The sequence below is a fragment of the Novosphingobium sp. 1529 genome (assembly GCF_040544855.1).
GTDB classification, from domain to species: Bacteria; Pseudomonadota; Alphaproteobacteria; order Sphingomonadales; family Sphingomonadaceae; genus Novosphingobium; species Novosphingobium capsulatum.
Genome location: NZ_JBEPKW010000021.1, coordinates 1 through 26,280, shown reverse-complemented (window position 1 = coordinate 26,280; position 26,280 = coordinate 1). Strand labels below are relative to the sequence as shown.

The 26,280-nt window shown below is 62.0% G+C and carries 22 protein-coding genes and 1 pseudogene; 11 read left to right on the top strand and 12 right to left on the bottom strand.

Features of this window, described 5'->3' with window-relative positions:
• Positions 1-210 precede the first annotated feature (210 nt).
• Positions 211-1,440, top strand: a complete 1,230-nt coding sequence (locus tag ABIC78_RS20900) for a tyrosine-type recombinase/integrase (protein WP_171799515.1) — start codon at positions 211-213, stop codon at positions 1,438-1,440.
• Positions 1,434-2,570, top strand: a complete 1,137-nt coding sequence (locus tag ABIC78_RS20895; protein WP_354491833.1) for an IS4 family transposase — start codon at positions 1,434-1,436, stop codon at positions 2,568-2,570. Before ABIC78_RS20900 ends, ABIC78_RS20895 begins: the two co-directional genes overlap by 7 nt.
• Before the next feature lie 193 nt (positions 2,571-2,763).
• On the opposite strand, the gene ABIC78_RS20890 is transcribed toward ABIC78_RS20895, so the two are convergent.
• On the bottom strand, positions 2,764-3,783 hold the full coding sequence (locus ABIC78_RS20890) for a M48 family metallopeptidase (RefSeq protein ID WP_171799514.1): 1,020 nt from the start codon (positions 3,781-3,783) through the stop codon (positions 2,764-2,766).
• Between the two features lie 58 nt (positions 3,784-3,841).
• Here ABIC78_RS20890 and ABIC78_RS20885 point away from each other — a divergent pair, with 58 nt between their 5' ends.
• The 3 genes from ABIC78_RS20885 (at position 3,842) to ABIC78_RS20875 (ending at position 9,519) form a co-directional block, all read left to right on the top strand.
• A complete protein-coding gene (locus tag ABIC78_RS20885) occupies positions 3,842-6,481 on the top strand; it encodes an O-antigen ligase family protein (RefSeq protein WP_171799513.1) in 2,640 nt (879 codons plus the stop codon).
• A gap of 180 nt (positions 6,482-6,661) precedes the next feature.
• Positions 6,662-7,318, top strand: a complete 657-nt coding sequence (locus ABIC78_RS20880; RefSeq protein ID WP_354491829.1) for a polysaccharide biosynthesis/export family protein — start codon at positions 6,662-6,664, stop codon at positions 7,316-7,318.
• A gap of 23 nt (positions 7,319-7,341) precedes the next feature.
• Complete coding sequence (locus ABIC78_RS20875; RefSeq protein ID WP_171799512.1) at positions 7,342-9,519, top strand: GumC family protein; 2,178 nt, start codon at positions 7,342-7,344, stop codon at positions 9,517-9,519.
• Positions 9,520-9,775: 256 nt separating this feature from the next.
• On the opposite strand, the gene ABIC78_RS20870 is transcribed toward ABIC78_RS20875, so the two are convergent.
• The gene (locus ABIC78_RS20870) at positions 9,776-10,852 is read right to left on the bottom strand and encodes a cell wall hydrolase (protein ID WP_171799521.1); all 1,077 of its coding nucleotides are present in this window, start codon (positions 10,850-10,852) and stop codon (positions 9,776-9,778) included.
• Between the two features lie 117 nt (positions 10,853-10,969).
• Here ABIC78_RS20870 and ABIC78_RS20865 point away from each other — a divergent pair, with 117 nt between their 5' ends.
• The 3 genes from ABIC78_RS20865 to ABIC78_RS20855 all read left to right on the top strand — a co-directional run bounded on the left by ABIC78_RS20865 (position 10,970) and on the right by ABIC78_RS20855 (position 14,482).
• Positions 10,970-11,443: a Rap1a/Tai family immunity protein gene (locus ABIC78_RS20865; RefSeq protein ID WP_171799511.1), complete on the top strand. Its 474-nt coding sequence runs from the start codon at positions 10,970-10,972 to the stop codon at positions 11,441-11,443.
• Positions 11,444-12,029: 586 nt separating this feature from the next.
• Positions 12,030-13,121 (top strand): acyltransferase family protein, encoded by a 1,092-nt coding sequence (locus tag ABIC78_RS20860; RefSeq protein ID WP_183536570.1) that lies wholly within the window; start codon positions 12,030-12,032, stop codon positions 13,119-13,121.
• 176 nt (positions 13,122-13,297) lie between these two features.
• A complete protein-coding gene (locus ABIC78_RS20855) occupies positions 13,298-14,482 on the top strand; it encodes an acyltransferase family protein (protein WP_171799509.1) in 1,185 nt (394 codons plus the stop codon).
• Positions 14,483-14,737: 255 nt separating this feature from the next.
• Here ABIC78_RS20855 and ABIC78_RS20850 read toward each other — a convergent pair whose 3' ends face one another.
• On the bottom strand, positions 14,738-14,992 hold the full coding sequence (locus ABIC78_RS20850; RefSeq protein WP_171799508.1) for a hypothetical protein: 255 nt from the start codon (positions 14,990-14,992) through the stop codon (positions 14,738-14,740).
• Positions 14,993-15,978: 986 nt separating this feature from the next.
• Between ABIC78_RS20850 and ABIC78_RS20845 the strand changes: the two genes are divergently transcribed.
• Together ABIC78_RS20845 and ABIC78_RS20840 are read left to right on the top strand one after the other, a co-directional pair.
• Complete coding sequence (locus ABIC78_RS20845; protein ID WP_171799507.1) at positions 15,979-16,296, top strand: hypothetical protein; 318 nt, start codon at positions 15,979-15,981, stop codon at positions 16,294-16,296.
• Between the two features lie 324 nt (positions 16,297-16,620).
• Positions 16,621-16,818, top strand: coding sequence for a hypothetical protein (locus tag ABIC78_RS20840; protein ID WP_171799506.1), 198 nt, complete (start codon positions 16,621-16,623; stop codon positions 16,816-16,818).
• A 267-nt stretch (positions 16,819-17,085) separates the two neighbouring features.
• Here ABIC78_RS20840 and ABIC78_RS20835 read toward each other — a convergent pair whose 3' ends face one another.
• From ABIC78_RS20835 to ABIC78_RS20825, 3 genes are all read right to left on the bottom strand, one after another.
• Positions 17,086-17,397, bottom strand: a complete 312-nt coding sequence (locus ABIC78_RS20835; RefSeq protein ID WP_171799505.1) for a 2Fe-2S iron-sulfur cluster-binding protein — start codon at positions 17,395-17,397, stop codon at positions 17,086-17,088.
• Positions 17,398-17,458: 61 nt separating this feature from the next.
• On the bottom strand, positions 17,459-18,682 hold the full coding sequence (locus ABIC78_RS20830) for a cytochrome P450 (protein WP_171799504.1): 1,224 nt from the start codon (positions 18,680-18,682) through the stop codon (positions 17,459-17,461).
• A complete protein-coding gene (locus ABIC78_RS20825) occupies positions 18,683-19,774 on the bottom strand; it encodes an LLM class flavin-dependent oxidoreductase (RefSeq protein ID WP_171799503.1) in 1,092 nt (363 codons plus the stop codon).
• A gap of 171 nt (positions 19,775-19,945) precedes the next feature.
• Here ABIC78_RS20825 and ABIC78_RS20820 point away from each other — a divergent pair, with 171 nt between their 5' ends.
• Positions 19,946-20,632, top strand: a complete 687-nt coding sequence (locus ABIC78_RS20820; RefSeq protein ID WP_171799502.1) for a TetR/AcrR family transcriptional regulator — start codon at positions 19,946-19,948, stop codon at positions 20,630-20,632.
• Here ABIC78_RS20820 and ABIC78_RS20815 read toward each other — a convergent pair.
• The 6 genes and pseudogenes from ABIC78_RS20815 to ABIC78_RS20790 all read right to left on the bottom strand — a co-directional run.
• Positions 20,624-21,375: pseudogene (locus ABIC78_RS20815) on the bottom strand (IS5 family transposase). The gene ABIC78_RS20820 and the pseudogene ABIC78_RS20815 sit on opposite strands and share 9 nt — an antisense overlap.
• A gap of 54 nt (positions 21,376-21,429) precedes the next feature.
• Positions 21,430-22,437: an SDR family NAD(P)-dependent oxidoreductase gene (locus ABIC78_RS20810; RefSeq protein WP_171799501.1), complete on the bottom strand. Its 1,008-nt coding sequence runs from the start codon at positions 22,435-22,437 to the stop codon at positions 21,430-21,432.
• Positions 22,434-23,639: a thiolase family protein gene (locus ABIC78_RS20805; protein WP_169041796.1), complete on the bottom strand. Its 1,206-nt coding sequence runs from the start codon at positions 23,637-23,639 to the stop codon at positions 22,434-22,436. The genes ABIC78_RS20810 and ABIC78_RS20805 overlap by 4 nt, the downstream gene beginning before the upstream one ends.
• Positions 23,632-24,525, bottom strand: coding sequence for an alpha/beta fold hydrolase (locus ABIC78_RS20800; RefSeq protein WP_216647776.1), 894 nt, complete (start codon positions 24,523-24,525; stop codon positions 23,632-23,634). The genes ABIC78_RS20805 and ABIC78_RS20800 overlap by 8 nt, the downstream gene beginning before the upstream one ends.
• Entirely contained in the window at positions 24,522-26,084 is a 1,563-nt protein-coding gene (locus tag ABIC78_RS20795) for a class I adenylate-forming enzyme family protein (protein ID WP_171799500.1), read from the bottom strand. The genes ABIC78_RS20800 and ABIC78_RS20795 overlap by 4 nt, the downstream gene beginning before the upstream one ends.
• On the bottom strand, positions 26,077-26,280 hold a 204-nt coding region (locus tag ABIC78_RS20790), incomplete at its 5' end, for an amidohydrolase family protein (protein ID WP_354491822.1). The genes ABIC78_RS20795 and ABIC78_RS20790, both read right to left, overlap by 8 nt.

Genomic DNA, 26,280 nt, shown 5'->3' with positions numbered 1-26,280 from the left:
AAACACCGTCGATGACGCGCCACTGCATCATGCCGCCAGCGAACAATCAAAACCGATCAGACCGGAACAGCGACCTCATGAATAAGACGGGTTAGGGCGCTTATTGATATAATAGGCATATTTTACATGCATTTACTACAGCAGTGAGTCTGTCAGTACTCCACATAACTATACTTTCTCGTGATGGTTCAGCATCGTGAGGAGAGCAATATGGACGCCGACAAACGTAATCACTGGTTCCTCGATCCGGGACCTTTGCTGCCATGGATCGATCGTTTCGCAGCCGATCTTGCCGCTCAGAGATACACACATCTGACCATCGGGAACTACACGGACGCGGCTCGTCATTTTGCGGCCTGGCTTGGCATCGCAGGCATCTCGGTCGACTTCATTGATGACGACGTCGTTCGCCGCTTTGCCGACCATCGGTGTCGATGTCCCGGTGGGCGACAATGGTCGCGTGTTTCACAAAAATATTCGCGCCGTGTCGGGCGGTTCGTTGTTTTCCTGCAAAAGGCGGGTGTCGCGCGACCAACCGTGATGGCCGCGTCACCATATCCCCTGCTTGAAGATTATCGGAGCTGGTTGCGCGCTCACCGGGGACTGTCGGAACGGACTATCGCTCGGCATCTTTACCACCTGCATAAGCTGATGCCGGAGCTTGGTACGGCGACCCATGACTATGATGCCGCCCGGATCCGTAATGTTGTCCGCGAGTGGCGCGAGCGTACCGGATCGGCCGACCTGAGGACCATAACGAGTGCCTTGCGCAGCTATCTTCGCTTCCTCGCGGGCGTCGGCCTGTGTCGGCCCAACCTCGACCACGCCATCCCGCCCGTCTTGCAATGGCGCCTTTCGTCGTTGCCACGGTATCTGACCTCCGCCGATGTCGAACGGGTTATTGCATCCTGCGATCAACTCACCAGAGGGCGCCTGCGGGATCGCGCGATCCTGCTACTGCTGGCACGCCTGGGACTGCGGGCCGGGGATGTAGCTGGGCTCAGACTCAGCGATGTCGACTGGACGTCTGGCATGCTCCGCTTGAGTGGCAAAGCGCGTCGCCAGGTTCGATTGCCGCTGCCGCAGGACGTTGGAGATGCGCTTCTCGCGTACATCGAGCAGGAACGCCCGCGCGTGCATCAAGAGGCGGTATTTCTCATGATGGTCGCACCCTACCGGTCATTTGCGCAGTCCAGCCATGTCTCCACGATCGTAGCGCTGGCGCTGAAGCGTGCGGGCATTTCCGATCCTCCGTCGACCGGAGCCAGTCTGCTGCGCCACTCTGCAGCAACCTCGATGCTGCGATCGGGCGCCACGCTTGAGGCTGTCGGCACGGTACTGCGTCACCGCTCGCTCGATATGACCGCGCATTACGCCAAGGTCGACATTGCGATGCTGGAGCAGATTGCCCAGCCTTGGCCGGGAGAGCTGGCATGCTGAGTCAGCTCCTCGCCGACCACGCAGCGTTACGCCGCGCACTGGGATTCAAGTTCCGGACCCCGGGCATCCTCCTGCGCAACTTTGTCGCCTTCGCCGAGCATCGCGGCGAGCATGTCGTAACGACGGCGACTGTGCATGAGTGGGCGCTTCAGGCGCCATCGCCTGAGCAACGACGTAACCGTCTGCTGACGGTGCGCCGATTCGCGATCGCGCTGCACGCGGAAGATCCGCGCCATGAGGTTCCCTCGGCCGACCTCTTCGGCCGCGCCAGTCATCGGCGCCGCACACCCTATATCTACGATCCCGGGGACATTCGGCGGCTGATCGATGCCGCGCTTCGCCTTGGGCCCGAGGGCTCGATCCGACCGATTACCTATGCCACGATGTTCGGGCTGATAGCGGCCACCGGCATGCGCGTTGCCGGCAGCGGCGATCGGACTGTGAAAACCGAGATGCTCGATGCACCCAGCGTTGGGACGCATAGTATCGATGTGCGGGTCGATGGTGATACAGTCGAGCAGGTCACCCTCGACATCCGGTTCAAGCGCATCCACGTGCGCCCACCGATTGGCAAACAGAAGCGCTATCCTGCGCTCGACCTGACCGTCATCCATGCCGCCGAGATCGGAACTCCGACAGGCCGCAAGCCGATCTTGTGGAAGCTCGTCACCGACCTCAAGGTCGATAATCTCGAAGACGCGCTCGAGAAGATCCGCTGGTACGCGATGCGCTGGAAGATTGAGGTCTTCCACAAAATCCTGAAATCCGGCTGTCGCGCCGAGGACGCCAAGCTGCGCACTGCTGATCGTCTGGCCAATCTCGTGGCACTCTTTTGCATCGTCAGCTGGCGCGTACTCTGGATGACTATGGCAGCCCGGGCAGATCCCGAGGCTAGCCCGACAGTTGCGTTTACAGCAAGCGAGATCATCATCCTCGACCAACTCGTTGCCGAAACCGGCAACCGGAACGCAAAGCCAGCCACCCTCGAGCTCTATCTCATCAAGCTGGCGCGTCTCGGTGGTTACCTCGCCAGAAAGGCCGACCCGCCACCAGGTAACACAGTCATATGGCGAGGCATCAGACGCCTCGCCGACATCCAGATCGGCGCTGAGCTCGGCAGATGTGGGTAATCGCAAGTCACGCCGGATGGGTACGATACCGCTCACCGACTGCTTCAATCAATTCCCTCCGCGTCGCCATGCTCACCTTTCGCATCTTTCCCTCCCGGCATTGGCCGGGAGCAGTTTAGACGAGGCAACGGCAGCTTTGCCGGGAGCATTTTAGGCGAGGCAATGCGTTTTTCACCCTGAATGTCGCGCGACACTAGTCCGTGCAAATTGTGGACTTTGGCAAGCTTGAGGGTTGCTGAGCGAGGTGGGCCGCCTCCTGAGTCAACGCCGTGATGCGAGCATTATTGGAGGGATGGGTAAGGCCCCAGCGCAGGGATCCGCTCTTGGCGAGGGCATTAAACAGCATGGCGCCCCCCGAAAGGCTATAGCCTGCTGCCTGAGAGAAACGCAGGCCAAGGAGATCTGCCTGGCTCTCTTCCTGGCGAACGTGGCCGGCGCCGATGCCGAAAGCGGCGAGCGGGCGTTCCGCCTCTTTGGCATGACCAAGCGCAACATGAGCGAGTTCGTGTGCCATCGCGAAGGCGAGCGCATCATCTCCAACGAGATCTGTCAGCCCGGCTGTTACCGCGAGATAGCGTCCGTCAGTCCACGCGTCTGGCTTTCGGCCAGGCAGCAATGCGAACGACACATCGCAGCCGGGTTGCTGGGCAAGGATCACGTCACGCTCCTGTCCGGCATGAACGATCCTGAGGTGAGCAGGCCCGTGCGACAGGGTTTTGGATAGCGTTGCAGTGAAGGCTTCAACCCTTGCATAGGTTGCCCCGGCGCTTTCCAGATCGGTCCGCCATTCCGTAAGGGGCGCCCCGTCCAGTCCGATGATCTCGTCCCCTGCGGTTAGTCCTGCCGCGTCGGCCGGGCTGCCGGCGACGACGCCAAGTATGCCAAAGCCGTTTCCGAGACCGGTGAGCGTCCGGCGCGTTTTTTCGCTGTAGGCAGCGCGATCATGCAGCAACAGCCCGGACAACATCGCGTGTGAGGGACAATCGGCCTTATTTGCAACAGCCAGCTGATAGCCGATGGTGGCAACGCGCAAAGCTGGCGAGCCGGCTGGCTTTGCGGTGATGCAAGGCGGAGGCTCTGGCATTGCGGCAGGCTCCAGCAGTCCCGCGCCTGCCGCCAACGCTTGGCTCGCGGCGCATGCCAGCACACAGCCTACGGCGACCAGCAGCGTGTCAGGCTTCAGCAGGCGCCCGGCAATATCAGCGATGATCATCGGCTTTATGCTTCACGCAGTTGTCCCTTCAGAAGGACTTGGCTAGTCCATTGGTGACATGGCGGACTTCATACAAAAAATCGAGCAAGGCAAGGCCACTGCGTATAGCGCTGTCCGCCCCGGTGGCACGAAAGCGATTGGCGAACGATTGTCGCTGACGTTCTTTTGCGCGGCCTTGCTGTTAGGCGGAGCGGGAACCGCCTATCCCCTGATCTGGTGGGGCATTCTGCTCATGGCGATTGCCGTTATCGGGCTCAATCTTGCGCGCCACCCCAGCGCGCGACTTCCAGGCGTGGCGAAAGGGGGATTAGCGCTCGTGGCCGCATATTGGCTGCTCCTGGCAGGGCAAGTCGCGCCGCTTCCGCACGATTTGTGGGCTAGCCTACCTGGCCACCACCTCGCCGCCGAGGTGGCCACCACTGCTGGCGTAGATCCATGGCGCTCGTGGAGCCTGGCGCCAGGGCGTAGTCTGCAAAACCTTCTCGACGTGCTGGCTCCGCTTGCAGCCCTTCTGCTGCTCGCGACTGCCAGTACGCGCCACCGGATCGTGGTGTTGAGGCTGCTCGTGGCGGTCGCGCTGTGCAACGCATTGCTTGGTATTGCCCAATTCGGTGCAGGTGCCGATGCTGCCCCGATTATCTTTCAGACGACCCATCGCGGCGTAGCGGTCGGGCTGTTCGTCAACCGCAACCATACTGCCGTCTTCCTGATGGTTGGCATGCTTTTGTCGGTGTTGCCCGGTGTCGTGCGGCTGGCAGGACGTGACGAGGGAGGCGCGGTCCAAGCGGTGCGCGCGGTGATCGTGAGTGTATTGGCACTCAGTGTACTGGCGACGCTGTCGCGGTCAGGGGTGTTTCTGCTGCCCGTCGCCCTCGTAGCGGCTGCTCTGCTCGCCCGCCCGCGCCGACTGCGTCTGCATTGGATGATAATTGCCGGGCTGGGCTGCGTGATCGCTATGGCGCTGATCGTGCAGACCGCGCCTGTGCAGGAGCTGGCGGCGCGTTACGCGTCGGCGGCAGATGACGCCCGGTTCGATTACTGGCGTAATACCTGGTTGGCGGTGCGCGATTCGTTTCCGCTGGGGACCGGGTTTGGATCGTTCCAAAAGGTCTATCAAACCTTCGAACCGCTTAATCAGCTGTCGCCGGCGACGGTGAACAAGGCGCACAACGATTTTCTCCAATTGCTCTTGGAGGGCGGAGTCGCCGGCCTGGCCCTACTGGCCATGGCGGTGGGCTTGATCGGTTTCCAAGTGGTCCTGGCGCGCCGCCGCGCCGGCGATCGTTTTGAGCGGCGCCTGCCGGTCGCCGTGGCCGTCAGTCTTGGCATCATTGCCGGTGCGAGCAGCGTTGATTATCCGCTCTACGGCGCGGCGATGAGTACTACTGCCGGCGCGCTGATCGGTTTGCTCGCTCCTTCCCCAAGCAGAAAGCGGCGCAGCGACATCACACCACGGGAGAGATGGGCTCGCATCGCAGGCGGTGGAGCGCTGATCTGCCTAACCATTTGGGCCACTATGGTCTGCTGGTCGCAACATTTGTTGCTGACCGGCAACGCCTCCTTGGCGGCTCGTCTTCAGCCGCTCAACGCAGCGGCCTGGTCAACGCTTGCCAATGAGCGCGAAAATGCCGGTGATGCCGATGGCAGTCTGAGGGCCGCCAGACACGCTTTGGCGCTTGACCTTCTCGATGCTTCGGCCCTGCGTGCGGTGGGTATGGCGCGCCTCCAGCAGGGCGATCAGGCTGGCGGCGCAGCTGTGCTGATGTTGGGGGCGCAGCTTGGCTGGCGGGACGCTTTTACGCAAATCTGGCTGGTGCAGCAGTCGCTCGCGGCCGGCGCCTACGGCTTTGCTGTCCAGCGCATCGATGCCTTGCTGCGCACCCAAACCCTGTTTGAGCAGATGATCGCTCTGCTCCCCCCGCTGATGGCTGAGCCATCCGGGCGGCAAGCCCTTGCAGAGCAGATGGGCTATGATCCTGGCTGGCGCATCTCTTTCTTCAACACGGCAGCCAGATCGCAAGGGTACGCGCTTTCCGACTTGTTCGCCTTACTGGCCGAAATGCGCAAGGGACCCAAGCCCGTGCGCCCCGACGAGACTGCCCTGATCCGCGCTGTCCTGGGGCAGCAGGGGCATTACGGCGCGGCCCGCGAAGTGTGGCTGGCCAGCGGCGGTCACGGCAACCTGGCAGATCCTGGGTTTGAGACGCAGACGAATTTCACGACTTCCACCGGGCCATACGTGTGGCAGGCGACGCAGCTGCCGGGCACCAGTGTCCGTTCCGACCGCGCGGGATCCCCGCTATCGGGGCGCGCGCTTGCGGTTGCTTCGGACGGGGCCGCCGCTGGCGCGGTATTAACCCAGACAGTCGCACTGCAGCCGGGGCGCTACCGCATCGGCCTCACGGTGCTCGCGCGAAACACCGCCGTGGCGAACCGGATCGGGCTGACCCTCGCATGCCTGTCTGACGCAGTGCCCGAGCGTGCCAATCTGCAGGCAGGCACAGCCCCTGCGGCGTCACCAGCGACCGTTGTGGGTTTGGCCTGGCAGCAGCGGTCCGGCGGCGTCCTGGTGGGCACTGGCATTGCCCAAGTTGATGCGCATTGCGCGGGCCAGCGTCTCGCGCTGACCGTTCCGGTCTGGGATGAAGGGCCGTATTCGGTTTGGGTTGACGATATCATTCTCGCTGCGATGAAATAATCGCGAATCCCGCGTAGTTGGAATTTTTGAGAGACATCCAGGGACGCACGCGGCATAGGTGGCTAGCGTTAGGGTGGCGAGCGTTGGCTGCTCGTGCGCAAGTGCGCCGTGCGGGCGGTTGGCAAAGGTCAAGGGGAATTGCGAAGCATGGTTCGACCAATCTGGTGTGTGGCTGCAGGTATGCTTGCTTTGACCGGCTGCACGCCCAGCTACGTCAGCCCCCAGGTTCGCACCGGCAAGGCCGCGAGCGACCTAATCCCTGCGCCGACCGCAAATCAGGTTGGTGAAGAGTATGTGATCGGACCACGCGACACGCTCAATATCTCGGTTTTCAACGAACCGGAAATCTCCGGCCAAGGTGTCCCGGTGGACGCAGTGGGCAACGTGGCGCTGCCATTGATCGGCACCGTCCATGTGAGCGGCATGACGACAACCCAGGTATCTGCGCAACTCCAGCAGCTGTACGATCGGTTCTACGTCAAACCCCAGATCACTGTGCTAGTCACCAGTTCGGTTTCGCAACGTGTCACCGTTCAGGGCGATGTGATGGAGCCGGGTGTCTACGATTTCCGTGGGACCTACACCCTGCTGGATGCCATCGCGCTGGCCAAGGGCGAGAGCCAGAATGCCAAATTGCGCGAGGTCATTATCATTCGCCAGATTGGCGGGAAGCGCATGGCCGCCGCTTTTGATCTCACTCGCATTAGGAGCGGGATCGATCCGGACCCTGCTGTTTTGGGGCGTGACGTCATCATTGTAGGGCATTCGAACACCAAACAGGCCTGGAATGACCTCCTCAAGGCCGCCCCGCTGCTCAATGTCTTTGCCCAGTTCTGAACCGGATACCCATGATGCGTCCTATGACCCTGCCCAGCGGCCGTCCTTACGAACTCGAACCGGGTGATCTTGCAGACCCGGCAGAGGAGCGGCTGTTTACGGTTGATTCCGGACGCCGGCTGATCGATCCGCGCGTCATTTGGAGTGCGATCTATCGCCATCGCCTGGCAGTTGGCATTATATTGCTCGTTGCTATCCTTGCCGGCATTGCTTCGATCGTCTTCATGCCGCGCGTTTATGAAGCGACGGCCAGCGTTCAGATTGATCAGCAGACCACCAAGGTGCTCGGCACCGAGGATGTCGAGCCCACGGTGAGTGGCTCGGATGCTGACCGTTTCCTCCAGACCCAGATGGATATCCTGGAAAGTCGCGGCATGGCCAAACAGGTCATTGCGCGGCTAGGGCTGGACAATGACTCGTCGTTCTTGGCCGGAATGGGAATCACCAGCGTTGAAAAGCTGTCGCCAGCGGAAAAGGATGAACTTCTGCTCACGACAATGCAGAAGAATCTCACTGCTGAGCTGCCGCTCAATTCGCGCATTCTGAAAATCAGCTTTCGCAGCCGCGATCCCGAATTGTCCGCGAAAATCGCCAATGCTTATGCCGATCAATTCATTCAGGCGAACATCCAGCGCAAATTTTCAACCGGTGAATATTCGCGAACCTTTCTCAAGAACCAGCTCGACAAGGCCAAGGAGCGTTTGGAGAACTCTGAACGCGATTTGATCAGTTACGCCCGCGCGGCGGGACTGATCGATGCCAGTGCCGGCGCTGCGCAAGCGGGCTCGCCAGAAGGTCCGCGTTCGCTCGTCACCGCCAATCTCGTGCAGCTGAACCAAGACTATGCCCAAGCCAATGCCACGCGGCTGGAAGCCGAGCAGCGCTGGAACCAGGCGAAAAGCGTCCCGGCCACGACCTTGCCGGAAGTTCTCGGCAATCTGGCGATGCAGCAGCTGCTGCAAAAGCGGGCGGAACTGAACGCGGATCTCAGCCGCATGCAGCAGCACATGCGACCCGACCATCCCAGCGTCCTGCAGGCTCAAGCGCAGGTCAAGGAATTGGATGGGCGTGCCAACGCGCTGGCCGAAAACATTCGCGCTTCGATTCGCAATCAGTATCTCACTGCGCTCAAGCAAGAGGAGGCGATCGAGCGCCAGCTCGGGTCACTCAAGACAGCAACGTTGTCCGAGCAGGACCGCGGCGTGCACTATACCATCCTCAAGCGCGAAGTTGATACCAACCGCGAGATGTACGAAGGGCTGCTGTCGCGCTTCAAGGAGCTGAGCGCGGAGGCCGGTGTCACGACCAACAATATTACGATCATCGATCGTGCCGATGCGCCGCTCAAGCCCTCCTCGCCAAAGAAGAAGGTGAACCTGGCCCTGGCCATCGGTGCCGGCTTGCTGCTGGCCTTGCTTTATGTCTACGCGCGTGAAAAGCTTGATGACGCCATCCGTGACCCGCGTGACGTCGAAGCCAAGCTGCACCTTCCGCTGATCGGTATCGTTCCGGCCGTTCCTGAAGGAACGATCATCGAAGCCCTGGGCAGCCAGAAGTCCACACTCAGCGAAGCCTACCATTCGATCCGCAGTGCGGTCGAACTCTCCTCGCAAGGCTTGCCGCGGTCGCTGGTTGTCACCAGCAGTGCCATGGGCGAAGGGAAGTCGACCACCTCCTATGCGCTGGCCTGCGACTTTGCGCGGGTTGGGCGTCGCGTGCTGGTCATTGATGCCGACATGCGTCGGCCTTCGCTGGGTAAGTACTTCGGCAGCCCCAAGGATGCGCCGGGACTTTCAAGCGTTCTTGCCCGTCTCACCGATGCCCAGGGCGCGATCATGTCCGCCCCGCAGCCCAATCTCTCCTATATGCCGGCCGGCCCGCTGCCGCCTGATCCGGCTAGCCTGTTCAGCGGCAATGGTCTGGTCAAACTGCTCGAAGCCTTGGCAGACGATTATGATCTCATTGTCCTGGACGCACCGCCCGTGATGGCGCTGGCTGATTCTGTTCAGATCGCCTCGGTCGCCCAGGTCACGGTTTTCGTGGTCGAAGCTGGCAGCGCGCACTTTGGTCAGGCGCGCAATGCTGTGACCCGCCTCTTGCGTGCCAAGGCGAATGTGATCGGTGGGGTCATTACCAAGTACGATCCGCGCACATCGGGCTTCGATCAGACGTACGAAGGCTACACGATGGAATATGGCTGAGCGGGTTTGGTTCCTAGCAGAAGCGGAGCGCAGCGTTCCTAGCAGAAGCGGAGCGCAGCGCTGGCGGCGCTCCGCTTGAGCGTTATGGGCCCGAATGGCTTCAACTGACGACCACGGAAACGCCGTAAAACAAAAGTCTTGAGCGATCCGCTCAATGCAAGCGGAACGGATCGGTCGCGTGCAGGGCTAGCGTTATTGCTGGACGTTGATGGCGGCAAAGCGCCCCGGCCGTAGGGCTGCTTTGTCGCGTGGATGCTTATGGTTTGGGTGCAGCGCCAATAATCCAGCGATTGGCAAGCGCTGTGGAAGAGGTGGCGGCTGAGCCGACAGTCGCCCTGGCGGCAGCGGCCGGCGGCAAAGCCGCCTCCGGTGCGGCCACCGATGACAGTTCCTGGATGCGGCGGTCGGTGGCTTGGGCGGCAATGATCGGCCGCTCGCTGGCAGTAACCCGCGCGACGCCCTCGACGCTGGGCGCTGCGACTAGGGTCTCGCTGGTGGGAGGCGTCAATGGTGAAATATCCGGCTCTTGTGGCAGGACTCTGCTGGCGAAACTTGCACCGTCACCAACGGGGCCATTCCAGCGGTAGAAGATGTGTCGTCCGATAGTGACGAGCTTTTGCATGCTTTGCGCCCAATAGGGCACAACGTAGTTGGCGTGGTAGTGCGTTGACCAGCCAACTGGCGCGAAAACTGCTCCCTGCAGCGCTGCGGCGGCAACGCCTTCGGCCTCGCGCCATGCCGAGGCGTTTGGTTTGCGCTGCAGCGAGCCATCGCAGGTGAACGAGAACTGGCAACCGGTCTTCCGTTCAGAACCCTGGAACACGACGCCGCACACGCTGTGGGGATACTCCGGGTGCCGGACTCGATTGAGGACGACCTGAGCGACGGCACGCTGGCCGTCGAGCGGCTCGTTTCCGGCTTCATAATAGACCGCAGCGGCGAGACATTCGAGCGAGCGAGGAAAAGTCGCGCTTTGCGGAGAAAGCGCCAAAGGCGATGCCGGATGCGAGGCAAACGGATCGCCGGGGACTTTCGCGTTCCACAATTCGGCGTCTTGCGTCGACAGCGCGCGCAGGGACTTGGGCGCGAAAGGCGCATCAATCACCGGCGCCTTGGGGGTGATGAAGGAGGGGGGCGGCGTGGCAGTCCCGCGTGAAGGCGGGGTGCCAAAGCGGATATTGTGGAATTGCGGGGCTGCCAGGAGGGTGATGATGACGGCAGCCCGGCCATAGCGTAGCGCGCGTGCCTTGCGCCGCAGCCGTCGCGACGGGCTCAGCCAGGGGAACTCGTCGAGCAGGTGGGGCCGTGCAGCAAACATATTGGGCAGGGGCATGGTCACGGCGCTCTGCTTAGCGGCATCTGGCGGTTGTGACGACCCGAAAGTTTGCTAGGGCTGGACGCCAAGCGTGTCGCGTGCTGACGTGCCCTAGCGGATCTTAAGGAACGTTTGATGCTGCACTTTGCCCTGCTGACCCTCGTTGCGACAGCGATCCCGGGCCCCAAGCCGGTAATGGCTGGTGCTGTAGCGGCCAGCCCGCCCGTCGCACCGTCTGCAGCGCTTCCCGATTCGGTGCCATCTGCGGCACTGCCGCCAGCGCCTGCGGGGCGGATTGCCGCAACGCCGGCCTTCCTGACCGCAGGCGAACTTCACCGCAAATGCCAGGACAAGGCTTTGGCTGCGGTCTCGTACTGTTATGCCTATGTGACAGGCGTTCACGATGCAGTGAAAGCTTATGAAACCTGGCTCAACATGCGTGAGTTTTGTCGTCCGCTGCGCATGTCTCAGTCCGAACTACGGCAGGCCTTTTTGGAATACATGCAGCAGAACCCCCTTGCCGCTTCGGGCGAGGCGGCATCCGTGGTAGTTGTTGCGTTGCGACAGAAATATGCCTGTGATGCACCTACCGCCCCCGCGACCCCCTGACGCGACGTTGGCCCGGCCAGCCCGGCCCGCATTGCTGTCAGCAGGCGGGGCTGGGACGGGATGGGGCTTAGCAAGGCTGCAGGCCGATCATCTCCAGCGAGCCACGAGCGCGGGTCTGAGACGAGGTTGCGGCGCGCCGCCTTGCCGGACGAATCGCTGCGGATGATCCCTGCCCGCACGCGTGAGGGCGGCGCTGCTCGTTGCTGACCAATGCCGCAGGTGCAGCATCGGGCGGTGAGCGCGAAAGCACCTAGGCAGAAATGCGATTTCCACGTATCGTTGATGCCAGCTGTCGCTCAAGGCTAGTGAGGCAACGGGCTGTCGGGCAGGTCCGTATTCGGGCCATGCGTTGGCAGGCAGTTGCCATTGGATAGTTTTGGTTCCAGCGGCGGCGCTTCCTCCTCGCAGGCAGGTTTGAAAATGTGCTTCGGATCGAGGCCAGGGCGCAAAATCCCGCCGCGACGGCGCTAGTGGTTCAAACGTCGCCCGATGGCCTGGCAATGGCCAGTGTGGTTGACGGATGCGCGTGGAGCATCTTCCTGGGGTGGCTTTGGGGCACGACGACGATGACGGTGAAGGGGGGCAGATGAACCAGAAGCGGGAACTGATCGGTATCCAATTCCTGCGCGGTTTTTGCGCTCTGGGCGTGGTGATCGGCCATGCTGCGGGCATGCTGGCAAAGCCGAAATATGGCGGGCTGGAAATCCTGGGCGGGATGCTCGAGATTGGTACCCTCGGTGTCGATATCTTCTTTATCATCAGTGGTTTCATCATCGCTGTCGTTGTGCTCAACGGACCCGACCTTGCTCCGCGCATGTCTATCGGTGCGTTCCTGCGCCGCCGCTTCATTCGGATCGTCCCGATGATGTGGTTGGCGATAGTGTCCTATGCGCTGCTGCAGCGAGTGTTCGCGCGCGAAGGCATCGATCTTGGTGCGTACTTGCGTGCGATTTTTCTGGTTCCGTACTCGGTGGTCAAGCCTGACATCATCTGGACTCTGCGGCAGGAGCTGATCTTCTATATCGTGTTTGCGCTGTGCTTTTTCTGGCCGCGATGGGGGCGCTGGGTCCTTGTCCTGTGGCTCGTATCGCCAATTGCCTTCCTGCTCTCGCTGGGCTCGATCTGGCACACCACGGCGTATATTGACACGTTCTGGTCGGTGCTGTGCAGTACCGTCAACCTCGAGTTCGGCATGGGCCTTGCCCTAGGAATCCTGTGGGTCCGCCACGCACCGGTGCCCTCGCTGCGGGTTCCTGTTCACCCGTTCTGGCTGCTGGCCGTGGCATCCTGTGCGATCGTGGGCGCGTCATGGGCGCTGGGCTTGGCCAGCCAGACATTGCCGAGCGTTCTCTTCATTGGCTCGGTCGGCACGCTTGTTGTCGGACTGGCCGCGCGCGCCGATTGTCCCGACGGCTGGTTGACCGCGCTAGGCCGCCTGCTCGGTGATGCGTCGTATTCCATCTATCTTTTCCATCTGCATGTCCTGGCCGGATTTCTCGCGATCCGCATGAAACTGGGCGTATTCAACAATGCCCCTGTAGCTCTCGTGGTGACGGTGGTGGCGGCCGTTGCGGTCAGTGTCGCCATCCATCTCTGGATCGAACGGCCATTGACGCAACGTTTGCGGGCCAGATTTGCCGGCCGTGCAGCGCGCGGTCCACTCCCGGTGGCGGCCTGAGATCGGGTGATGGTGCACGCGTCGCCTCCAGCCCATGTTGAGCTACATCGGACTTTTAGGCAGATTGGGCTAATTTCCAGGTTGCGCCATTTTTGGAGGTTTATTGCAGGTTGCCTCGTGTGCGCGAAGCCGTCGTTGAAACGAGGAGGCTGCTTGCCGGCAGGAACGAAGCGTCAATGGGCAAGCGATCGGTTTCCCCAAGCGAGAGCCCCGCAGTGGTGATTGCGACGTCGCAGACTGTCCAGGGCCAAACGCGCTATGAGCAGTTGACCGCCTTGCGGTTTTTCGCCGCCATGCTGGTCATGGTCTCGCATGCTGCGATGCTGCCCCGCACAGATAATGCGTTGTCGTGGTTTGGGCGCCATGTGATCGATTATGGTCATGGCCGCGTTGGCTTTTTCTTCATGCTGTCAGGTTTTGTGTTGTGTCATGCGTATGAAGGCAAGCTGCTGCGGGGCCAGCTTTCGTACCGGGCCTTTGTGACACGTCGCTTCCTGCGCATCTGGCCCTTGCACATTCTGGTAGCCGTGCCACTCGCAGCATGGCTGCTGTGGCGGACCGGGGCTGCCAGCTTGCCGATCGTGCTGGTCAACTTCGCGTTGCTGCAGAGCTGGATCCCTGTCTACGACTACTATGCCTCGTTGAATGCGCCGTCGTGGAGCCTTTCTGCCGAGTTGTTCCTCTACACCGTGTTTCCGCTACTCGTCCTGATGTCGCCACGCCATTTGCGTATCTTTGCGGCGATGCTGGTGGTGTGGAGCGTTCTGGCGCCTGCGGTATTGGCGCTGTGTGGCTATGGGCATGTCATGAATGCGGATGGCACGGTCGGCTTCGGATACTGGTTCACGGGGATCAACCCGCTGATGCGGCTCACGGAGTTCGTCATCGGTATGGTGCTGTGCCGGTTTGTGCGCAGCAGCGAGCGTTATAGCTTGCCGGCTTGGGCGGATGGCGTTGCGCTTCTTGCCTTTGTCGGATCGATGGTGCTGTTTTCTTCTCTGCGCAGCGTCTTGCCCGATGTGTTTTTGAACCAGGCGTTCTATCTTCCGGGTCTGACGTTTCTGGTCTTGGCTCTAGCCGAAGGCAGGGGGCGCGCATCCCTCTGGCTGGCTCGCCAGCGGACGCTGCGTTTTCTCGGAGAATCGTCGTTCGCGCTCTACATCATTCATGGCCCCGTACTACGCCGCGGGTTCGATCTCTATTATCGTTTCCATGAGCCCATGCCGTTGCTGTCGTTCACAGTCCTTTTGCTGGCCGGCTGCGTCGCTGCGGGGTGCGTCATGCATCTGTACGTAGAAATGCCTCTGCAGCGTGCGGTTCGCGTCTGGCTGGATCGGCCCGGACGCAGGGTTGCTGCCTAAGCAGGAAGCGTTCTAGGCAGCCAAGCCTGGCGCCCAGACAACGTTTGTGGGCCGACTAACTTGGGCAGCCAGTATACTTGGCGATGGTCGACGCGGAGACTGTGAACCGGCCGACGCCATCGCGCGATACAAAAAACCCCGCCGGAACGTCCCGGCGGGGTTCTTTAAAATTCTGACCTCTGCGGCGCAGCGCATCAAAGCTGGCAACCGTACGGGCTACTCAAGCCCGCAAAGATCGAAAGCGTCCCGACCCGATTACTGCGGGCTGGCGTTGTTGTCGCTGCCGCTGCTCGCGAGGACACCGACGCCAACGCCCACCGCCGCAACAGCGCCGACGGCCAGAAGCGTGGAGGAGGCGGTCAGGCCCTTGCGCTTGGCGACTGCGGGGGTAGCCGGAGCAGTCTGGGGAGCAGAGATGAACGGCGCCGGGGCGGGGCGCTGATTGGCCGCGAAAGCGGTGGTGGAGAGGAGGGAGGCACCTAGGGCCATCGAAACTGCAAAAGTCTTCATGAGCTCAGCTCCTTTGTCGCGGCCGACACGATTCGACGGATTCGGCGCATAAAACTACGCCTCTTGCTTTGCCGCATCGCACAAGGCGGGGATTAAGTCAATCTACTAGGGTTTGTCTGGCGCTGCCCGCTGCGTAACTGGTCGCGGAGATTGGCTGAGTATGTCAGCCGCTCCCCCGATGACGGCAGGCTTTGCCGCATCGAACCCTTTTGCACTCACGCCGGCACGGTTGCCAGGCTCATCACCGATGGGGCGCCGGGCGGGCGGACATGTTTAGTCGCCGCCAGTTTTGGCAGGCGAACCCGGTTACAATCAGGGCGGTTGGTGTGACGGCGTGGCTCTCGCGTGGCAGTCCGTAGCGGCATTGCCGGGCTTTGCGCCATACTATTGCGCTCGGCGATGTCCATCACCCTTCCAGCTCTTGGCCGTGCATTTGGTCGGACGGCATCGTCGCCATTGCAGGGGTGCCCCACCCGCATCCTGGGATCGGAAAGTTGGCATGGTGGCGAGGCAGCGCTTGGGCTTGCCGTTGGCGGACCATCGTTCAGCCTGAGGCACCGCCAAGACCCGCGCCTACTGCATCAAAGCCGTGAGGAACGTGGTGGCGATGGCGTCGGTCGGTAAGCGCGTGGTTCTTGGCCAACCCCGTCACGTTCCAGATCGGCGTATCCATCAACAACCCGATAAATCGCCCACACCGCGTTATCCGGCGCCGCTCTGACCACGATGATTTTGTGCGCAGGCTGGATCACACCGAGGCGGCAAGGGTGCGGTCATTTTCCGCAGTCTGTCAAGTCATTGCCGTTGAGATCGGGCGCTGGCAGTGCGCGCATCACAGCGTCCGTAGTGAGCGCATGGCCGCTTAGCCTGTCACATCATACCCTATATGGATGATTGTTAAATTCCGTAATTTTTTCTAGGGAAGTGGCTAGAAAGTAACAATAAATTCCATATGCTCGGCGCTTGCCGCGCTGCGCGGACCTTTCTTGTCGCCAGCTTTCGAGGAAATGATGGACAGAAATTGGGATGAATTGGCGTGGTTGGAATGGATGGCGCCAGAAGAGGGGCGTGCTCTTGGGCGCGGGTATCAGCGTATCGGCAGCGTTCGGCCAGAGGCTCTGGCCAAGGTCATGCTTATGCTGCTGCGCTGGGAAACGCAGGATCGCAGTATTTTCCGGGTGGTCACGGAGAGTGGGGTGGTGATCGCCGGCGGCGACGTCGAAGCCGAAGCAGGTGAAGCCGGTTTCCCGTTTCGTCTGCCACAGCGTCAGCTTGATGCCACTGTAATGCCGATTAAAATTTAAAGGCTGTGTTCAAAATTTCCAGGATAATATGGGATTTTGTCGTCATAATCTGATGTATTTCAATATTAGCGATAAATTTATCGCTAATATTTTTTAAGGGCATTGTGCCGAGAGCTTCGGCCGCACCGGCAATGCGGGGCTGAGTGCAAGCACCATCCGCGCAAAATGACCACCGATCCGGCACTGGCTCGGCCCAGACTGCTCAGATCAACGCGGTAATCGAAAAGGCCGGTGTCAGCTCTGACCGCGGCATGCGAGGCTCTTGACCGGTTCCATGCCATGGTAGGCTCGAAAAAGGAGGTCCGGCGCGGTCGGCGGGTCACAATGGCGACCCAGAGCAAGCTCGCCGCCTTCGCTGCTGGCATCGAGGCCGACAGGGATGCGGCTGCCGCTGCGATCGCGATGCCGTGGTACAGCGGTCAGGTGGGAGGCGAAGTCAACCGCTTGAGGGCGATAAAGCGTCAAAGGCACAGGCGCGCCAACATCAACCTGCTCAAGGCCAAAGTTATGGCGCCAACATGATCCGAATATACCGAATACGAATCAGCTTAGGTTTGACGCACCGGTGGATAGGGTCGAAAGTATAGATATTGCTCCAGTAACGCTTGATGTAAATTTCGAGTTAAGCAGATATGAATTTTTCGGGAATTGTTGAATCATTAGGATTTGTCGGACGAGATTCGCCTGATTGGTGGGCGGTCATTGGCGTTCCGTAACGTTGAACGCCAGATTTTGGCCTCAATGAGGTGCGCGCTTGGAAAACATGTTCACCCAATTCTGCCGAGATCCCTAATCCTCCGGCGCGATTCGGACAAAAGCACCGTCATATTCCGCCGACAGCAGGACCTGGCAGGAAAGTCGCGAATTGGCGCTACGGTGGGCAGAGGAATCGAGCAAGTCGTCCTCGTCGCCCGAAATGCCGTTTTGGCCCAGCGGGCATTCGACATAGACATGACATGTGGCGCACGAGCAGCACCCACCACATAGGGCCAGCAACTGGTCGAAGCCATTGTCGCGAATGGCTTCCATCAAAGATGTGTTGGTATGGGCTGAAATCGCGGTAGTATTGCCCTGACGATCCACAATATTGAGTGTGATCACGAATATAAGGCCCTTAGACAGTGATCGTGCGGGCGCGTGCCAAGACGCGCCCGGCACAGTTTCAGTTGGTTCCCCAACGCAGGATGAACGGCTCGCAACCGCCGACGATGCCGCCGCGGTGGCGCAGCGTCTGGCCCGGTGCCAATTCGAACCGGGGGATGCGGGCAAACCACTCTTCGAGCAGCACTTTCATTTCCATGCGAGCCAGGAATTGGCCCGGGCAGGTATGGTGGCCGCTGCCAAAGACCATGTGGTTGCGCACCTTGCGGTCGAGGTCGAAGTCGAGCGGCCGCTCGTTCATTTTGGGGCTCAGCGCGTACAGTTCGGTGGGGGCGACCACCATGTCTCCCGCGCGCAATTGCACCCCATCGACAACCGTATCGGCGATCACTTCGCGCGCGGAGGAAACCAGCGGCAGGCGACGCAGAGACTCGTTGATCGCGGCGTGATGGAGGCCGTGATCGGTGGCGAGGCGGGCTTGGATGTCCGGCGCCTGGGCAAGGGCTCGCATGGTAAAGCTCATGAAGTTCACCACCGTGTCGAGCCCGCCGACCAGCACCTGGATTGCCAGGCGGGCTGCCTCGCTCAGCGTCATTGGGCGGCCGTTGACTTCGCTCGTCGCGATGTGAGTCAGCAGGTCGTCCCCGCCTGAAGCGCGCCGCTCCTCCAGGATTGGCGCGACATAGGCCTTGAACGCCTCGGTCGCCTGGGCCGGGGTAATGCTGCCGTCGGGGCGGGTGAACTGGTCGGCCAAGTGCTTGAGCCGGGGAAGATGCTCCACCGGCAAATCGACCAGTTCCATGAATACCCGCAAGGGCAGCTGTTCTGCGAACTCATGCACGAAATTGCAGCGTCCATTGGCGACAAAGCCGTCAATCAGGTCGGCCGTCAGCTTGCGCACCTTGGGCTCCAGCGGGTGGATTGCCGCACCATAGAGCTTGTCGTTCAAGACTTTGCGAAATGGACGATGCTCGGGCGGATCGAGCGAAAGCGGAATGAATTCGGCATAGGCTTCGCCTGCGGTCGACTTGGGCACCAGCACCACGCGGCTGGAAAAGCGCGTGGCGTCGGAATAGACTTGGCCGATCAGTTCTGGCGAAAGGGCGATCCAGTGCCCTTCGTTGTGCGGGGTCCACACGATCTCGTGTGGTGTCGATTGCTGCAACTCGGCCCAGGCCACGTGCAAGTCGAACTGGCCATGGAACGGGTTGTAGATATCGAAGTCGACGATCCGGTCCGGGGGCAGATCGACCGCCGGTGTGGCGAGCGTGGCGGTGTCGGTCATTCAAGCCTCCGCCTTGGCAAATGCGCCGCTGGGGAGTTTGGGTGCGATGTCCTGCGCCAGGCGGCGCATCGATTCGTTCCAGGGCGTGGGATTGTCGATGTAGTCGTAGCTGTAGAGCAGCATGGTGCCGAAGCCCCCGCCGAGCTTGTCAGTCCAGGCTTCCAGCTTTTCGGCCACGGTCTCGGGCGAACCGACGATCCAGAAGTTGTCGGCCAGGAATTCGGGCGTAACGTCGGAAACAGACTTGTCGGTGCCCTCGACCAGCGCTTCGGCAATGCCGAATGAGTGGTAGGTGGGCAGCAGATATTCGGTCCACGCCCGGCCCATACCCCCTTCCAGGGCCAGTTTGCGCGCCTCGGCATCGGTATCTGCAACGAACACGTCGCGTACCACGCGGTGCTTGGTGCGGTCTCCCGGGCGTCCGGCATCCGCTGCTGCCTTGGCGAAGATATCGAAATGGTCGAGCAGCGCCGAATTGCTCGAGAACACCGAGCAGGGCGAATACCCGTGGGCACCGGCATAGCGGATCGAGGGAGAATTGGGGCTAAGACCGGTCATCGCCATCGGCATGGTGCCACCCCATGGCTTCTGGTCGCGCACCGGGTGCGCCGCGTCACCCTCGGGCAGGCCGGCATTCCAGAATTCGCCTTCATATTCGAAGGGTTCGCCCTTCCACACCATTTCCATGATCTTGACGGACTCGCCCATCATGCGGTGGTTCTTCGACATGTCCTTGAGGCCGCGCAGCCGCGCATCGCTGGGATAGGCGCCGGGTGCCACGCCCATCTGGTAGCGGCCCTTGAGGATGTGGCTGAGCCAAGCGGCCTGGGCGGCCAGCGTGGCGGGGTGGTAATAGGGAAGCAGGTGGGCCAGCGGGCCCAGCTTGATCCGTTCGGTTTGGCGCGCGGCGGCGGCGATCACCAGTTCCGGGCTGGGAATGGCTTCCCAGTTCAGCGTGATGTGCTCACCGATCCAGTATTCGCTGAAACCCGCCTGATCGGCCGTAACAGCCTGCGCGACGGCCCAGTCGAACACTTCAGCGGGCGTGCGCTCGGGTGGCAGGAACGGCGTCTGGAACATACCAATTTCCATGGCATCTCTCTCCTTAGCGTAAATCAGCTTTGAGCAACTGAATTATTACAACTGTAATATAGGTATGCCGCTTATGCCGATTCGTCCAATCCTAATTCGGCGATATCGATGAAAAAATAGCACAGCCGTTATAGCGTTGACATTTTATCCGGCCAGATTAGGCCCTTGGTGATGCCCACCACGACCGCCCCAGCCCGCAAGGTCCGTCCGCTAGCCACCGGCACGCGCGAACGGTTGATTCTGGAAGCAGAGGCATTGTTCGGCGAGCGCGGCATCGATGGCGTGACGATGCGGATGATCTGTGAAGCGGCAAACCAGAAATTTGCCGGTTCAGTGCAGTATCATTTCGGGGACCAGCTCGGGCTGCTCTATGCCGTGTTCGAATATCGTGAGGAGCAACTTCAGCCGCAGCGCGAAGCGTTGCTCAAGGCTGGGCGCAAGACAGGACAGCTGGACAATTTGCGGTATCTTTTGCGGATTTTGTTCGAGCCCAATTTTGCCATGTATGAAGAAAAGGGCGTCATTTCCTATATGCGGTGCCATGCGGCCTATCTGGCGACGCACCGGCCACGTGGCGTGCCCCATCCGGTGGACCAAGGCAGCCCGGCGACGCGCGCACTGCGTGAGGCGATGACGCTGCTCGAAGCGAGGTTGGCCGCGCTGGGGCCGCAACTGGCCGCGTTCCGCCTCGAATGCGTGGGCGCGATGTTCCTTCAGGGGGTGACGCAATATGCATCCAGTCCTGAACATTCGGGCATGACCGCGCGGCAATTCTACGATGATATGCTCGACATGATGACGCAGGCGATTTCAGTGCTGCCGCGCACGCCGCCTAGGGTCTGTGGGGATTCAGCGTGAGTTGATGACGGCAGCGGCGAGATAGATCATGGCCGAGAAGCTCTGGTCTGTTTTGCAAGCGCGCATCGCGATGCGCTTGAACTCTTTGAGTTTGCAGAAATAGTTTTCGATCAGGTGGCGCCATTCATACATCTTGGCATCGATCTTGAGCTTCTGGGCGCGCGCGGGGCGCTGTGAGATGATCACTTGCGCGCCGCGCTGATTCAAGTCCTCAACGATCCAGTTGGAATCGAAAGCTTTATCGCCGAGTAAGGCATCGAATTGGATGCCTCTAATTAACGGTGCAACGCCGATGGTGTCGAACCGATGGCCCGGCAACAGCTCAAAGCGGACAAGGTTGCCCAAGGCGTCTGTTAGCGCCAAAATCTTGGTCGTCATACCGCCCTTGGAACGGCCAATGGCCTGGCTCTGAGTCCCCCTTTTGCGCCTTGGCCGTGCCGGTGGACCTTGACGATAGTGGCATCGACCATGGCGTATTCCATGTCCGGTTCTTCCGATAACGCATCGAAAATTCGCTTGAAAACATCAGCTTCACGCCAGTCACGAAATCGCCGGAATGCGGTGCTCCAGTTGCCAAACGTCGAAGGTAGATCCCGCCAGGGACTGCCCGTCCTGACAATCCACAGCACCGCTTCTACGAAAAGCCGGTTGTTCTTTCCGCTGCGACCAGGGTCAGCCGGCTTACCCAGACAATGCGGCTCGATCTTTGCCCATTGGGCATCAGTCAGTACGAAGCGATCCATTCGAAGTGTGAATCACATCTCCACCGTCTTGGGAATCCTAAATCCCCACAGGCCCTAGCCCAAGCGCGTCGCCTGGGAGCTAAAGAGCGGCGGGATCAGGGCCAATTCGTCTGCCGTGGCGGCAATGTCGAGGAAATTGCCCAAGGCGCGGATCGTTGCGGCATGGTCCCGCAAGCCTTCCGGCCCGTGGTCCGGATCGAACCAGCCTTGGCCCACGGCAAAGCCGACGCGCGCCACCTTGCCCGACGAACTGCTGAAGATTTCGCCGTTGATCGGGGTATCGCAATGGGCAAGCCACAGTACGGTGGGGGCAACAGCCTCGGGCGGGCCCATTGGGATCCGGCCCGCGCGCATGTCGGCGCGCCAGTCGCCGGCCTCGCCATTTCCCGCCCCTGACTTGCTGGAACCTGCGTCTTTCCCGCCGAAGAAGGCGTCGCGGTTCATGCGCGTGATCGCCATGGGCGCAACCGCGTTCACGGTAACGCCCGTGCCCGCCACCTCGTGCGCCAGGCACCGGGTCAGGCCCGCCACCGCCATCTTGGCGGCGCCATAATGGCCCAGCGTCGAGGCGCCGCCAAACCCGGCATTCGAGGTGGTGTTGACGATGCGCCCGCGACCTTGTGCCAGCATGTGCGGCAAGACCGCGCGACACATGAAGAACGTGCCATCCACGGTTACCGACTGCATGGTGCGCCAGGCTGCATCGTCCAATTGCGCGATCGGTGAAAAGTCGATGATCCCCGCATTGTTGACCAGCACCGTCACTTTGCCGAACGCGGCAATGGCGGCGGCGACCACGGCATCGGCGTTGCCCGGCTCGGTGATCGACCGGTGGTCGGCCAGGGCGCGGCCGCCTCTTCCGCGAATTTCGGCGACGACCTCGTCGGCAACCGGACGCAGCTGGCCTGCACCATCGGGTTCCTGGCCGATGTCGTTGACCACAACCGCCGCGCCGCGCTCGGCAAAGGCCAGGGCATAGGCACGCCCCAGCCCACGCCCCGCACCGGTGACGATGACGACATCGTCGTCGAACCGCATCGGCCCTTGGGCAAGCGCGGTCATGCCGGAATCTCGAACAGCCCGGCGGCGCCCATGCCGCCGGCGATGCACATAGAGACTACCGCATAGCGCACCCCACGGCGCCGCGCCTCGATCAGCGCATGACCGGCCAGACGGCTGCCCGTCATGCCGAAGGGGTGCCCGATGGCAATGCCGCCGCCATCGACATTCAGCTTTGCAGGATCGATGCCCAGCTTGTCGCGGCAGTACAGAGCCTGACTGGCGAAAGCCTCGTTGATTTCCCACAGGCCGATGTCGTCCACCGACAGGCCTGCGCGTTCCAGCAGCTTGGGAATGGCAAAGACCGGGCCGATGCCCATTTCTTCGGGCTTGCACCCGGCTGCCTGGAAGCCGCGAAAGATGCCCAGCACCGGAAGGCCTTCGCGCTCCGCCGTCTCGCGGTCCGTCAGCACTTGCGCCGAGGCGCCGTCGGAGAGCTGACTAGCGTTGCCGGCCGTGACGAAACGGCCTTCCTTCACAAGCTGTCCGTCCTTCCAGACCGGCTTCAGCTTGGCCAGGCCCTCGAGCGTGGTGTCCGGCCGCACGCCCTCGTCGGTGTCGAGCGTCATTTCCTCGCGGCCCGAGATTGTGCCATCGCGCTCGACCACGTTGCGCGTCACCGTGATCGGTACGATTTCGTCGGCGAGCCGGCCCTCACGCAGCGCCGCGGCGGCGCGCAGGTGGCTTTCAACGGCAAAGGCGTCCTGCGCATCGCGCGGTATGCCATAGCGTTCGGCGACGATTTCGGCCGTCTCGATCATGGCCATGTAGGCGTGGGGATCGCCGGCCAGCACTTCGGCCGGCTGGGCACGATAGGTCGGTGCGTGGGCGTTGCGGGTGTGGGTGATACTTTCGGTGCCGCCCGCTACCCCCACATCGATATCGCCCGCGATGATCGCGCGGGCGATATAGGCCAATGTGGTCAGTCCCGATCCACACTTGCGGTCCAGCGTGGTGCCCGGAATGGTTTCGGGCAGGCCCGAGGCAATGATGGCCGTGCGCGCCAGATTGGAGCCTTGCGTACCCCATTGTGTGCCCACCCCGATCGCCACGTCGTCGATCCGCGCAGGATCGATGCCCGCGCGTGCCACGGCGGCTTCGATCACGTGCGCGGTCAGGCGCGGGGCATCGGTGTCGTTGAAGGCGCCTTTGAAGGCGCGGGCGACGCCCGTGCGGGCAGTGGAAACGATAACGGCTTCACGCATGGTCATGGGTCCTGTTGTGGGCATCGAGAAACGCACGCGTTTCGGCGATGAACCGGGATGTGAACTGGTGGTGCAGCCAGTGACCGGCACCGGTATAATGGCTGATCTGATGGTGTTTCAGGCGGGCCAGGCGTGCCGGGCCGGGCACGGGCACCCAACTGCCCGTGCCGTAGAAAAGCCGCACGGGGCACGCGATGGCATCGAGCACGTCGTCCAAGTCGTGCGCGCGCTGGTCTTCCGGCGCGCGCAGGCGCACGCGCGGGTCGAACTTCCACCGCCAGCCTTTGTCTGCATCGTGCACCAAGGCGTGGGCTGCCAGTGCATCGACCAGCTCCGTCGCCAAGTCAGGGTGCTGTCCATGCATCCGGGCCATGGCCTCTGCCCGGGTGGGATAATGGCGCGGGCCACGCGCACGGGCCTGCGCGCGCCGGTCCAGCCATTGGCGCAGGCGCACCGCATAGGGCGTGGGCCCCGCTGCCTCATCACGCTGGATCGGCAATTCGATGCATTCGATTCCGGCCAGGGCCCATACGCGATCGGCGTCGGCCGCGGCGAGGCGCAAGGCAATGGCCCCGCCCAGGGAATGGCCGACCAACGCATAGCGCACCAGCCCAAACGCGCGCGCGATATCATGGACGTCGGCCACAAACGCTGCCAGGGCATAGCCATCCGGTCCGGCCCAGTCGCTGTCACCATGGCCGCGCAAATCCGGTGCGATGACGCGATAACCGGTGGCAAGCGCGGCGGCGACACGGTCCCAACTGCGGCCGTGATCGCGCAATCCATGGAGCAGGATCACGGCGGGCGCATCGCTATGGCCCCAGACGGCTACCTGGATGTGTCGCCCGTCGACGACCAAAGCCACCGTTTCAGGATGCCCGGTCATGACGCTGTCGCCAGGCTGGCCGCGCGATCACGCAGTGTGCGCCGCAGGATCTTGCCGGTCGACCCCTTGGGCAGTTCGTCGAGAAAGCGCACCGCGCTGGGCCATTTGTAGCGGGCCAGGTGGGCCACACAATGCGCTAGCACCTGATCGTCGCTCAGGGTGCAGCCCGGCCGCGTAGCGACAAAGGCAACCGGCACTTCGCCCAGCACCGCGTCGGGCTGGGCAACCACCGCCACCTCACTGATCCCGTCGATGGCGTAGATGACCTCCTCGATGTCGACCGGATAGATGTTCTGGCCGCCCCTGATAATCACATCCTTCTTGCGGTCGACGATCCAGGCAAGGCCATCGGTATCGAGAAAGCCGATATCGCCAGTGCGCAGCCAGCCATCGTGCATGGCGTGGGCAGTATCGGTCGGCGCGTTGAAATAGCCCGCCATGACATTGGCGCCGCGCACGACCAGTTCGCCCGTGACACCACGCGGCAGGATCATGCCATCGTCGTCCATCGACTCGAGCGTCACGCCGGGCAGTGCACGGCCGATGGCCTTGCCACCGGCCAGCTCGCCGACAGGATCGCACGATACCCGATGCAATGTCACCAAGGCGGTCGCTTCGGTCAGGCCATAGCCGGTGCGCACGTCAACGGCAGATCCGGCCGCGGTAACGATCCGCTGCAGCAACGCGGCGGGCACGGGGGCGCCCCCGGTCATAATGCGCCGCAGGCTGCGCAGCGCGCCGGCCCGCAGACCGGGATGATCGAAGATCTTCTGCAGCATCGTGGGCACGGCAGGCATGAATGTGCAGCCATGCTCGCCGATCGCCTCGATGCAGCGGGCCGCGTCGAAGCGGGGCAGCAGCACCATGCAGGCACCGGTGACCATGATGGCATTGATGCCCTGGTTGAGCCCGAACGTGTTGAACAGCGGCAGCGCGCAGAGGATCACATCCTCGGCGCCCAAGCCAAGCCAGCCGGGCGTGGCGTCGTAGTTGGCGGCGAGGTTGCCGGCGGTGAGCATGACGCCCTTGGATTTCCCGGTCGTCGCGCTGGTATTGAGCAGGAACGCCACGTCGGTCGGGGCGACGGTGGCGGGATCGGTCAGCGGCCGGGCCTTCGCCCTTGCATGATCGAGCGAGGCATAGCCGGGCAGCAGGTCCCGGCCCACGGCGCCCGCCGCGATCTTGATCGGCGGGGCCTGTGCGGGCATGCGGTCGCACCAGTCGGCGTGCAGCACGATGGCCTGCAGCCCGCAACTGTCGATCGCATGCGCCAGATCGGACTTCGTATAGGCGACGTTGAGCGGCGACACCGTGGCGCCCAGCAGCAGCAGGGCCTGTTGCACGACGATGAACTCGGGCTCTGCCGGAAGTATGATGCCCACCCGCGTGCCCGCGCCGATGCCCAGATCGCGCAGGGCACCGGCCGTGACGCGGGCGCGTTGCGCCAGCGTCGCAAAATCGATCCGCTCGGCCCCGGCGATGATCGCCATCCGCTCGGGCGTCTGTTGCGCCCGATGCAGCAGATGCAGGGCGCGGTTGAAGTTGCGCGGCTCAGCCATGGACCAGCCGGCCTGGCGAGACGACTGCTTCGGGGATGCGATAAAACCGGGCGGCAGTGCCGCTGAACAGCGCCTGGCGCTCGGCGCCGGAGGCAGAGGCTGTGAGACGCGCGAACGCGTTCCACAGTGTGCGATAGGAGTACATCGCCTTGTCGACCGGAAAATTGCTTTCGAACATGCAGCGATTGGCGCCGAA

Bases quoted from the DNA above. Each gene is read 5' to 3' on its own strand.
- ABIC78_RS20885 (WP_171799513.1), top strand. From the start codon at position 3,842: ATGGCGGACTTCATACAAAAAATCGAGCAAGGCAAGGCCACTGCGTAT.
- ABIC78_RS20895 (WP_354491833.1), top strand. From the start codon at position 1,434: ATGCTGAGTCAGCTCCTCGCCGACCACGCAGCGTTACGCCGCGCACTG.
- ABIC78_RS20890 (WP_171799514.1), bottom strand. From the start codon at position 3,783: ATGATCATCGCTGATATTGCCGGGCGCCTGCTGAAGCCTGACACGCTG.
- ABIC78_RS20870 (WP_171799521.1), bottom strand. From the start codon at position 10,852: ATGCCCCTGCCCAATATGTTTGCTGCACGGCCCCACCTGCTCGACGAG.
- ABIC78_RS20830 (WP_171799504.1), bottom strand. From the start codon at position 18,682: ATGACCGACACCGCCACGCTCGCCACACCGGCGGTCGATCTGCCCCCG.
- ABIC78_RS20880 (WP_354491829.1), top strand. From the start codon at position 6,662: ATGCTTGCTTTGACCGGCTGCACGCCCAGCTACGTCAGCCCCCAGGTT.
- ABIC78_RS20810 (WP_171799501.1), bottom strand. From the start codon at position 22,437: ATGACCGCGCTTGCCCAAGGGCCGATGCGGTTCGACGACGATGTCGTC.
- ABIC78_RS20840 (WP_171799506.1), top strand. From the start codon at position 16,621: ATGGCGACCCAGAGCAAGCTCGCCGCCTTCGCTGCTGGCATCGAGGCC.
- ABIC78_RS20875 (WP_171799512.1), top strand. From the start codon at position 7,342: ATGACCCTGCCCAGCGGCCGTCCTTACGAACTCGAACCGGGTGATCTT.
- ABIC78_RS20855 (WP_171799509.1), top strand. From the start codon at position 13,298: ATGGGCAAGCGATCGGTTTCCCCAAGCGAGAGCCCCGCAGTGGTGATT.
- ABIC78_RS20850 (WP_171799508.1), bottom strand. From the start codon at position 14,992: ATGAAGACTTTTGCAGTTTCGATGGCCCTAGGTGCCTCCCTCCTCTCC.
- ABIC78_RS20805 (WP_169041796.1), bottom strand. From the start codon at position 23,639: ATGCGTGAAGCCGTTATCGTTTCCACTGCCCGCACGGGCGTCGCCCGC.
- ABIC78_RS20795 (WP_171799500.1), bottom strand. From the start codon at position 26,084: ATGGCTGAGCCGCGCAACTTCAACCGCGCCCTGCATCTGCTGCATCGG.
- ABIC78_RS20825 (WP_171799503.1), bottom strand. From the start codon at position 19,774: ATGGAAATTGGTATGTTCCAGACGCCGTTCCTGCCACCCGAGCGCACG.
- ABIC78_RS20820 (WP_171799502.1), top strand. From the start codon at position 19,946: ATGCCCACCACGACCGCCCCAGCCCGCAAGGTCCGTCCGCTAGCCACC.
- ABIC78_RS20800 (WP_216647776.1), bottom strand. From the start codon at position 24,525: ATGACCGGGCATCCTGAAACGGTGGCTTTGGTCGTCGACGGGCGACAC.
- ABIC78_RS20865 (WP_171799511.1), top strand. From the start codon at position 10,970: ATGCTGCACTTTGCCCTGCTGACCCTCGTTGCGACAGCGATCCCGGGC.
- ABIC78_RS20860 (WP_183536570.1), top strand. From the start codon at position 12,030: ATGAACCAGAAGCGGGAACTGATCGGTATCCAATTCCTGCGCGGTTTT.
- ABIC78_RS20900 (WP_171799515.1), top strand. From the start codon at position 211: ATGGACGCCGACAAACGTAATCACTGGTTCCTCGATCCGGGACCTTTG.